The sequence below is a fragment of the Nostoc sp. genome (assembly GCF_036917235.1).
Taxonomy (GTDB): domain Bacteria; phylum Cyanobacteriota; class Cyanobacteriia; order Cyanobacteriales; family Nostocaceae; genus Nostoc.
On sequence record NZ_JBALDU010000007.1, the window covers coordinates 219,659 to 229,938 of the forward strand.

7 protein-coding genes, 1 tRNA gene, 1 rRNA gene and 1 CRISPR repeat array are annotated in these 10,280 nt (G+C 41.2%); of the genes, 3 read left to right on the forward strand and 6 right to left on the reverse strand.

The annotated features are described in order from the left end of the window. Nucleotides 1-2 precede the first annotated feature (2 nt). Entirely contained in the window at nt 3-1,868 is a 1,866-nt protein-coding gene (locus V7K44_RS02790; RefSeq protein ID WP_334928407.1) for a GmrSD restriction endonuclease domain-containing protein, read from the forward strand. A gap of 88 nt (nt 1,869-1,956) precedes the next feature. Here V7K44_RS02790 and V7K44_RS02795 read toward each other — a convergent pair whose 3' ends face one another. Beyond that, the gene (locus V7K44_RS02795; protein ID WP_334928408.1) at nt 1,957-2,196 is read right to left on the reverse strand and encodes a hypothetical protein; all 240 of its coding nucleotides are present in this window, start codon (nt 2,194-2,196) and stop codon (nt 1,957-1,959) included. An 84-nt stretch (nt 2,197-2,280) separates the two neighbouring features. Between V7K44_RS02795 and cas12k the strand changes: the two genes are divergently transcribed. Further along, complete coding sequence (gene cas12k, locus V7K44_RS02800) at nt 2,281-4,188, forward strand: type V CRISPR-associated protein Cas12k (RefSeq protein ID WP_334928409.1); 1,908 nt, start codon at nt 2,281-2,283, stop codon at nt 4,186-4,188. Nucleotides 4,189-4,675: 487 nt separating this feature from the next. Then, nucleotides 4,676-5,296: direct repeats of the CRISPR family, unit length 37 nt; unit sequence GTTTCAATTACCATCCCGACTAGGGGTGGGTTGAAAG. A gap of 638 nt (nt 5,297-5,934) precedes the next feature. On the opposite strand, the gene V7K44_RS02805 is transcribed toward cas12k, so the two are convergent. From V7K44_RS02805 to rsmA, 5 genes are all read right to left on the reverse strand, one after another. Further along, nucleotides 5,935-6,006 (reverse strand) — tRNA-Gly (locus V7K44_RS02805). A gap of 171 nt (nt 6,007-6,177) precedes the next feature. Next, the gene (locus V7K44_RS02810; protein WP_334928411.1) at nt 6,178-6,789 is read right to left on the reverse strand and encodes a sporulation/spore germination protein; all 612 of its coding nucleotides are present in this window, start codon (nt 6,787-6,789) and stop codon (nt 6,178-6,180) included. A gap of 397 nt (nt 6,790-7,186) precedes the next feature. Continuing rightward, a complete protein-coding gene (locus V7K44_RS02815) occupies nt 7,187-7,516 on the reverse strand; it encodes a DUF3082 domain-containing protein (RefSeq protein WP_094353499.1) in 330 nt (109 codons plus the stop codon). A gap of 187 nt (nt 7,517-7,703) precedes the next feature. Then, nucleotides 7,704-8,651 (reverse strand): 4-(cytidine 5'-diphospho)-2-C-methyl-D-erythritol kinase, encoded by a 948-nt coding sequence (gene ispE, locus V7K44_RS02820; protein ID WP_334928414.1) that lies wholly within the window; start codon nt 8,649-8,651, stop codon nt 7,704-7,706. A gap of 67 nt (nt 8,652-8,718) precedes the next feature. Next, nucleotides 8,719-9,543: a 16S rRNA (adenine(1518)-N(6)/adenine(1519)-N(6))-dimethyltransferase RsmA gene (gene rsmA, locus V7K44_RS02825; RefSeq protein WP_334928416.1), complete on the reverse strand. Its 825-nt coding sequence runs from the start codon at nt 9,541-9,543 to the stop codon at nt 8,719-8,721. Nucleotides 9,544-10,186: 643 nt separating this feature from the next. Between rsmA and V7K44_RS02830 the strand changes: the two genes are divergently transcribed. Beyond that, a 16S ribosomal RNA gene (locus V7K44_RS02830) occupies nt 10,187-10,280 on the forward strand; the annotation flags it as partial.

Below are 10,280 nucleotides of genomic sequence, written 5' to 3' on the forward strand. Positions count from 1 at the left end.
AAATGGCAGAACATCCAATGGACTCAATCTCTACCTTTGACATCACTAAATATTTTCTCCTTGATGTCATGAAAGACATTAAAACTGGACGTATCCAACTTCCAGATTTTCAACGAGATTGGGTTTGGGATGATATCCATGTGCGTCGTCTGCTTGCCAGCATATCTCTGGCTTACCCAATTGGCGCAGTAATGATGCTTCAGCAAGGTAATCAAAGCCGACAATTCAAACCCCGCCTAGTCAATGGGGTATTAAAACCAGAAAATTCTACTCCAAACCTATTAATCCTTGACGGCCAGCAACGCCTGACAGCTTTGTTTATGGTGCTGCTATCTGAGCTACCTGTATGCATCAAAGACCAAAAAAGCCAGAAAATTATCAAAAAGTGGTACTACCTAGATATCAAAAAATGCCTCGACCCAGAGTGCGATCGCACCACAGCGATCGTTGTGTTGCCAGAATCCAAAATTATGCGAATTTTCTCCGGTAACTTAATTGATTGTTCTACTCCCGAAAAAGAATATGAGGCACTCTTGTTTCCTTTATCCAAGGTTTTCTTTTTTTCGGAATGGCGTAGTAAATTCTCTAAGCATTGGCGATACAATCCTCAAAAGCTGGAATTAATTGATACTTTAGAACTAGAAATTCTCAAGAAATTCGAGCATTATCAAATACCTGTTATCCAACTGCGTGACTCCTTACCAAAAGAAGCTGTTTGCCAAGTCTTTGAGGATACAAATACTTCTGGCTGTGACCTTAATTATTTCGATTTAATGAGTTCCAGCTATTGCACTGCTGATTTCAGTTTGAGAGATGATTGGAAGCAACGAGAAAATCGCTTCAAATCATTAAAAGTATTGCGAAAGCTACGAAGCACTGATTTTGTACAAGCAGTTACGTTGATCGCCAGTTACGCTAAGAGGATAGAAGCTTTAAAAAAAGGCTGGAATGTCGATAAACTACCGGGTGTTGCTTGCAGTCGCGCTGAAGTACTAAAACTCACCAAAGAAGAATATCAGAAATGGGCTGACCCAATTACCAGAGGTTTTGAAGAGTCTGCTCGCTTTCTTTATAACCAAAAAATCTTTGATGCAGATGATTTAGCTTACCCCATTCAATTAGTCATCCTCAGTACCATTTTTACTGTTTTGGGAGAGCGCTCCCGTTCTTTTCAGATACGTTCTATGCTGGAACGCTGGCTATGGTGCGGGATGTTTGGTGAAATATATACACGCTGGTATGAGGCACGAGCTGGGCGAGACGTTATAGAAGTACCAGAATGGTTAGCAGGTGGTTCACTGCCGCTCACTATTCTACAAGCGGATTTTTCTTTTGATAGGTTAATTAGCGTCAGAAAACGTTACGGTGCAGTGTATCAGGGTTTAGCTGCTTTACTACGACGTGAGGGGGCAATTGATTGGTGTACTGGTGAAGAAATCAATGATGTGATTTATTTTGAAGAACAGATAGATTCGCACCATATCTTCCCTGTGGCATGGTGTCGCAAAAAAGGCATTGACCCCAAAAAGTATAATTGCTTGATTAACCGCACCCCTCTAAGTGCCAAAACAAACAAAAAGATTGGGAGTAAAGCACCTTCGGTTTATTTAGAGGAGTTTAAACTTTCTGGGACATCAGTTACAAGACTTGATGAAATATTGCGATCGCACGCTATATCTCCAAAAACTTTACGAGGTGATAACTTTGAAGCATTTTTCCAGATGCGGGCAAATAATTTGCTAGCGCTAATTGGAAAGGTGATGGGCAAAAGTTTAAGTTTTGAATCTCTTGAGGATTTTGGTGGGCAGTCTCATAACGGGAATAGCAGAGACTATAAGCTTTATCCGGAAATTCTCACGAAATCTTAAGCCATCAGCATCATAATCCCCGACTTGACTCAATAGTGAAGTTTGTGGCAGTAAACATCACTGATAGCAAACCCATCCCTCAATTTTCCTATTGCTGTTTTTCTGAAGACTCTTTTTTTTGTAACCAATCCTTAATCGCCTCCTCCAAAGCCGCAGTTTGCGTTACTTCCAGACGCGCACAGGCAATTTCAAACGCGATTTTTAAGCTTTTAGGGAGTCTCCCTCTAACCTCTCTAGTTTCTTCTGCCATCGTGATTTGAAGCCAAAGTTTGCGGCTTTCATTTTTGCACAGCCTCTCAGTAAAAAAACATTTGCGGTATTGCGGCATTGCGGTATTGCGCTATACTTAAAGAAGTAAAAAAACAATTAACAACCCTGTCAGTGTTAGCGAATCCACAAAGCTGAGGACACCATGAGCGTTATTACAATTCAATGTCGCTTGGTTGCTGAAGAAGACATTCTCCGTCAACTGTGGGAACTGATGGCTGAAAAAAATACACCACTCATCAATGAATTATTGGCACAGGTAGGAAAATATCCAGAATTTGAAACCTGGCTAGAAAAAGGCAAAATACCTACCGAATTCCTCAAAACACTTGTTAACTCCCTCAAAACCCAAGAGCGTTTTGCAGGTCAACCCGGACGCTTTTACACCTCAGCGATCGCTTTAGTGGATTATGTATATAAATCCTGGTTTGCGTTACAAAAACGTAGAAAGTACCAAATAGAAGGGAAAGAGCGTTGGCTGAAAATGCTCAAAAGCGATCTAGAACTCGAACAAGAAAGTCAATGTAGCTTAAACGTAATTCGTACTAAAGCCACGGAAATTCTTACCAAATTTACCCCCCAGTCCGAGCAGAATAGCAACCAGAGAAAGGGCAAAAAGACTAAAAAATCTACAAAGTCCAAAAAATCTTTACTTTTCCAAATTCTCTTAAACACTTACGGAGAAACAGAAGACTCTCTTACTCGTTGCGCTCTCGCATATCTGCTCAAAAATAAGTGTAAAATCAGTGAACTCGACGAAGACCCAGAAGAATTTACTAGAAATAGACGCAAAAAGGAAATAGAAATTGAGCGATTAAAAGACCAACTTCAAAGCCGCATACCGAAAGGTAGAGATTTGACAGGAGAAGAGTGGTTAGAAACTTTAGAAATTGCTACAGCTAATGTAGCTCAAAATGAACAAGAGGCAAAAGCTTGGCAAGCAGCACTTTTAAGAAAAACTGCTGATGTCCCCTTTCCCGTGGCTTACGAATCTAACGAAGATATGACATGGTTAAAAAATGACAAAGGTCGTCTCTTTGTTCGGTTCAATGGCTTGGGAAAACTCACCTTTGAGATTTACTGTGACAAGCGTCATTTGCAGTACTTTCAACGCTTTTTAGAAGATCAAGAAATTAAACGCAATAGTAAAAACCAATACTCAAGCAGTTTGTTTACTCTCCGCTCAGGAAGGCTTGTTTGGCTGTCAGGTGAGCAAAAAGGTGAACCTTGGAAAGTAAATCAACTAAATCTTTACTGTGCTTTAGATACTCGGATGTTGACTAATGAAGGAACTCAACAGGTAATTGAAGAGAAAGTCACAAAAATTACCAAAATTTTAGTGAAACAAAAACAGAAAGATGACCTCAACCCTCAACAGCAAGCTTCTATTACTCGTCAGCAATCCACGTTAGATCGAATTCATAACCCTTTCCCTCGTCCCAGTAAGCCTAATTATCAAGGTCAACCCTCAATCCTAGTTGGCGTTAGTTTTGGTCTAGAAAAGCCAGTCACAGTAGCGGTGGTAGATGTTGTTAAAAATGAAGTTTTAGCTTATCGCAGCGTCAAACAATTACTTGGTAAAAACTACAACCTTCTTAATCGCCAGCGACAACAACAGCAACGCCTATCTCACGAACGACACAAAGCTCAGAAACAGAATGCGCCAAACTCCTTTGGTGAATCAGAGTTAGGGCAATATATAGATAGATTATTAGCAGATGCAATTATTGCGATCACCAAAACCTATCAAGCAGACAGCATAGTTATCCCAAAACTCCGCGATATGCGTGAGCAAATCAGTAGCGAAATCCAATCCAGAGCAGAGAAGAAATGTCCTGGTTACAAGGAAGCTCAACAAAAATACGCCAAAGAATATCGGATTAGCGTTCATCGCTGGAGTTATGGACGATTAATCGAGAGTATTCAATCTCAAGCTGCACAAGCTGGAATCTCTACTGAAATGGGGACACAGCCAATTAGAGGCAGTCCACAGGAAAAAGCGCGAGATTTAGCCCTCTTTGCTTACCAAGAACGTCAAGCTGCACTAATTTAGTTTACTAATCCGAACCTTGAAAATATAATATGGATACAACAGCGCCGCAGTTCATGTTCCTCTGTACTGTGAAAAATCTGGGTTAGTTTGGCAGTTGGAAGACTGTCATGCTTTCTGACCCTGGTAGCTGCCCGCTTCTGATGCTGCCATCTGTAGAATTCTATAGATGGGATAGGTGCGCTCCCAGCAATAAGGAGTAAGGCTTTTAGCCATAGTCGTTATTTATAACGATGTGGATTTCCACAATGGTGGCTACTGAATCACCCCCTTCGTCGGGGGAATCCTCCTAAACATTTTTTTTGGCGAACCAAAGTGAGGGCAAAAACCCTAGGGGTCTGCCAAAATCTTGAATTCCTTGTCCAGTATTGATTTGACTCATTTGAGTATTAATGAATGTCCTCACTTGAGAGCAGAAAAACAAGTTTTTAAACAGGTCTGCCAAAATCGCATCTGGAAACCTGTATTGGCAAGGGTCTAGACGGGCGGGGTTTCAATTACCATCCCGACTAGGGGTGGGTTGAAAGGCTAAAAGCTGGAAGCTCTCGCGAAAGTTTTTGCGGGTTTCAATTACCATCCCGACTAGGGGTGGGTTGAAAGAGAAAATTTACAAACAACTAAGCATCTTTGAGTTTTTGTTTCAATTACCATCCCGACTAGGGGTGGGTTGAAAGGTCTTCTTTAGAGATGCGATCGCAGGATTTTAGGCGTTTCAATTACCATCCCGACTAGGGGTGGGTTGAAAGTCCCGTCTGCTCGTCAAAGTTGAAAGTTTCAAGTTTCAATTACCATCCCGACTAGGGGTGGGTTGAAAGAGATACTAGATACTGTCAAAGAGCAGACGAGTAAAAGTTTCAATTACCATCCCGACTAGGGGTGGGTTGAAAGAAGCCAGTGTTGTTGACGCAAAAAGCCTTTAAAGTTTCAATTACCATCCCGACTAGGGGTGGGTTGAAAGAATCGCAGAAAAATACTTGGTCGAAACGTCCTTCGCGTAAGTTTCAATTACCATCCCGACTAGGGGTGGGTTGAAAGACGACAAGCGTTACACAAATTTTTCAGCACTAGCTCAAGGTTTCAACAACCATCCCGGCTAGGGGTGGGTTGAAAGGCTCTCTAAAACAGCGTTGGGTGCTGGGCATTTGTGGTTTCAATAACCTCCCGGCTAGGGATGGGTTTAAAGTATTTGCATCTGTTTCAATTAGTACTAGCTATTGATGCTCAAGAACCATCTCGTCTAAAAGTTGCTTAAGAGGGTTGAAAGGAATGTCATCTTCCCAATACTAAGGTGATTTACAAGAAAGAATTTACCGATTAAAAGAGCCAACAGCCGTTTTCCTCTACGATGGAATGATGTTGAGTGGTAATTTTTATTCTGGAAATCATATAAAGTGTCAAAATCCATACTGGCTAATGGAAGGTTGAAATAAATGAGTATTTTCTTGTAAAGACAATATGCTACCAGTTACTTTCACTGATTAGTTGCTTCATCATAATTATGTTTAATGGGTAAGGGTAGTCCTGAGAACGGATTAGGAAAATTTACCCATTGAAACTTGGTTTAGCAGAATATTGGTGAGTAAGTTTAATATAGAAGCTAGTGTGCTATTAGAGCATAATCTAATACGACATTAATTTGCAAAAAACTAGCATAATTAAATTGACTCTAAAAAATAGCCCGATCGACATTAACTTGCGAAAAACGACACTAATTTGCGAATTGCGACATATAATTTGCGAATGTACAAAAGCGGGCGATGGGACTCGAACCCACGACGTTCACCATGGGAAGGTGACATTCTACCACTGAATTACACCCGCGAATTGCTACGATAAACTTAGTAATCAAATAAAATATACCATTATTTGCAGCTGTTTTCAATTGCCTAGAGCATACACTACTCTGACAAATACCGATCCATGAGTCATGCGGCTGTTCAGATGGGAAAATCTTTTTAGCTGGCTGATGACGGCACTTACTACCATATTTAACTAAAGAACAATGTCCTCGCCTCCCTCGGTGAAGCGAACCTCTTTAATATTCCATTGAGCATTACTCGTTAAGGTTTTGCGGAGACTGCCAAACAGAGCAAACTGTTCACAACTAGAAAGAGAAGTTATTTGCCGCTTTGACTCAGGAGATATGCGTAAATCAACTGTAGCAATGCCATTTTTAATGTTGACACGATACCCAGACAAGCTAAAGTCGCTTGTATCTCGTTTTTCTAAGATTTTACTTACTACATTTGTCACTGGTTCTTCGGCTGGTACTGAAACCTTTTCTGGAATTAGTTTTTGACACTGGGTATCACTTGTGTATAGTGTTACGCTAGTTGTTTTGGCAGTAGCAACCTTAGAAGTTGGTGAGGAAGGCGTATTTTCCTTAGAAGATTCTTGATTAGGAGATTTTTCTCTCAACTGAGCTACGCTAGGAATTTGGCTGGGAGCCTGAGAAGGTAGGCTATTCGTTGGTGCTGGTGCTGTGGTAGGGTATGACGTTGCGCTGTCAATATTACCTGCGGTAGGGTTAGAACTACAACTACCAAGGCTGACAACCATTGTCACAAAAATAGGGGGTAAAAAATATCTCTTGATTGTGTTCATAAACTTGCTTATAAATGATGTTGCTGCTATCCATTTCAGTATCGCTGGTATTAATTCCGCATAAATTAGTGAATATTGAGCCAGTCTATAAAGTGTCAACCCAAAATCTTTTAAAATCAAATCTTACACTACTTACCAAAATTACAACATTTGCTATTCAAGGAGTCATGTCTGACAACAAGCCACTTTGTGTCTATGTCAATCCCAAAAAGCTCGACTAAAACAATTAGGGATACAATAAACCAGAGAATTACTGCAACCACTAGCACTGCATCTGCGCCTGCTGCTGGTGCTAAATAAATTTGGCAACAGTAAAATCAACTCCTTGTAGAGTAAGGGTAAGTCGTGGTGCCTTAGAAAAACTTGTGCTTTTAGATTACTGATTAAAAGCAAATTACTAGTTTTCACTACTTTTTTGCTTCGTCAATTGCTGCACTAATAATTGCACTCCCAAAGCCAACAAACCAATTGCCACTATAGCAAAAATCCCGCTACCTAAAGCAACTACACCAACAACCAGAGTGCGGACAGCAGAAGAAATCTTCACCACCAATGGATTGATTGAATGGATCGGTTTACTAGCAAAATTTGTCGCGATCGCAATCATCAGCGAATACGCTGCAAATCCCATCCCTCCAGAAATCACTGCCCCAGTAAAACAGCGTAATGGACTCGCTGTCACCTGTTCTTTAGCATCTGTTTGCGGCGTTAGATTTTGGTCATTCATAATATTTAGATTTTAGATGTTAGATTTGGGATTAGAGCATTAGGAATAACTATTGTCATCAGCTTGTTGTCATTCAAATTGCATCTTTGCGTCTTTGCATTTATTTTTTTGGCGATTTTAACTATGCAACTTAAAAGCTCATTAGCTTATTCCCCATACTTCATTAACAATAAAGATTTATTTAAACTCAAGATGCCACCTGAATACCATGTGTAATTGTCCGAGTCACAAACAATTCTAAGTCTTCATCAAGAATTGCTTCCCTGACTTGCAGTTTCACTTGTTCTGCCTGCTGCTGAGACTCAAAAAGAGCAAATACTGTTGGCCCAGAACCAGACATCATTGTTCCTAAAACGCCTTCTTGATTTGCAAACACTTCTCGCAGTTGTAAAACTTGGGGATAAGCTGGCAATACAACGCGCTCTAAATCATTGTGCAGTTTTTGGGCAATTTCTCCTGCATCTTTATCCAGAATAGCTTTTACTATTGCTCCTGAATGAACTGCATTAGCACGCGCTGCTAAATTATCAGTATCTCTAATATAAGAATGACCAAACTGCTGCCGATAAGTTTTGTATGCCCAAGGCGTGGAAACTTCCAGACTGCGGTATTTCCCCAATACTATATATATGTTATCTAAACTTGGCAGCGGAGAAAGTTGCTCACCTCTACCTGTTGCGATCGCAGTTCCACCCGCCACACAAAACGGTACATCTGAACCGAGTGTGCTTCCCAACTCCTCTAATTCTGACTGAGTTAGCCCCAACTTCCACAGTAAATCTATCCCCACCAACACAGCAGCTGCATTTGTCGAACCCCCAGCCAACCCAGCAGCTACAGGAATCTGCTTGTTGACAGTAATCTCCACACCTCCATATTTAGCAAAGGCTTCGGGAAATTGCCTCACCATTAATTCTGCTGCTCGGTATGCCAGATTACTTTTATCTGTCGGTACTTGTGGGTGGTTGCAGTGAACACGGATATTGTCAGTGCTGATGGAACGCACGTCAATCTGGTCTGCAAGCCCGATACTTTGAAGTATCATGGCTAACTCGTGATAGCCATCGGGGCGAGCGCTAATGATTTCCAGATACAAGTTGATTTTGGCAGGGGCAATTAAGTTGTAGGAACGCATTTTCTGGGAATTGGGAATGAGGAATGGGGAATGAAGAATGGGGAATGGGGAAAATCTGCCTTGTCCCCTACTCCCTAATCTCCACTCCCAATTCATTTGCTAAAATTACCCATTGCTGAACGCTGAGGTCTTCAGCTCTGGCTTGGGGATTTATTTTTAATTGTTCCAGTAAGTGGCTCAAGCGATCGCGTTCTATAACAGATTGCAAATTATTTCGTAACATTTTGCGCTTGGCACCAAACCCTAACTTTAAGAAATTTTCTAACTGTCGGGGATTAAGTGCTGGTATCTCTATTTTTCGGGGACGCAATCGCACTACTGCTGAATCGACTTTTGGCGGTGGATGGAATGCGGCTGCTGGGACTGTGCAGATTAACTCACACTCAGCCAAATACTGTACCCGCACACTCAACGCCCCAAAAGCTTTTGAGCCTGCTTTAGCATATAACCTTTCTGCTACTTCTTTTTGTACCAGCAACACTATAGAGTCAAATGGTTCGGGGTTAGGGTTAGCGATCGTACCCAATAGTTTCTCAATGATTGGCCCTGTAATGTTGTAGGGAATATTGGCTACTACCTTATTTGGCTGTTGGAAATTGGGAAAGGCTGCCAGATAAGATGGTAAATCTAAAGTCAGAAAATCACCTTGCAGCAGTAAAAATTTTTCAGTCTTACCAAGCTGCTTTGACAACAGTTGGCATAAGTCACGGTCTATTTCAACTGCAACCAGAGATTGCACTAAGGGTAATAAACGACGAGTCAGAATGCCCGTTCCAGGCCCAATTTCCAGGATGCGATCGCTTTCTGTACACTCAGCTGCTTTAATTATTGCGTCGAGCGCCTTTTCACTTTTGAGCCAATGTTGAGCAAAGACCTTACGCGGTCGGATCATCTGTATTTATTGCCTAGTCTAGTTTTTAGCTTTTTCTCAAAAATTCATTATAAATTTTGAAGCCCCTCTACAGCGCTAGACTCACTGTAACTCCTATCTTCTCTTCCAAACGATCAACGAAAGTAGTGATGATGGCGATCGCGTAGATGCCGATATAAGCGTCACCTGTAAGATGGGAGTCTTAAATCGCAAGCTCCGCAACAATTATGCTCTTAATATATATGGTTAGTTCAGGCGTAATAATTACAGGATAAATCCCTCCAGCAAGACTATTCCTGCCTTTTTCGATAATCACTCAACCTGAATTATTCACCCAGTCAGGTTTAGCCACTTTGTTTTTGCCCCCTCCCATTGCTTAAGGCATTCACCTGAAAGTAATGCCACTCAGGCGATTTGCCCTTTTAGCAAAAATAATAAATTTACCCCTTGACAAACTAGGGGATGACTAGTTACTCTAGTTAAGTCGGGAAGCAAAAGACGCAAACGACCGCTGAACCTAAAAAACATAATACTTTGAAAGCTTAAGAAAAAAACCAATCCTCGTCAAAAGATTTTACTTTTGGGATTTCCCAAAAAGATAATCAAAATTGTAGATAGGATTCTGGAAAATATTTTTTTCAGAGCCACAAACTCGAAACACAACAAAACGGAGAGTTTGATCCTGGCTCAGGATGAACGCTGGCGGTATGCTTAACACATGCAAGTCGAACGGTGTCTTCGGACATAGTGGCGGACGG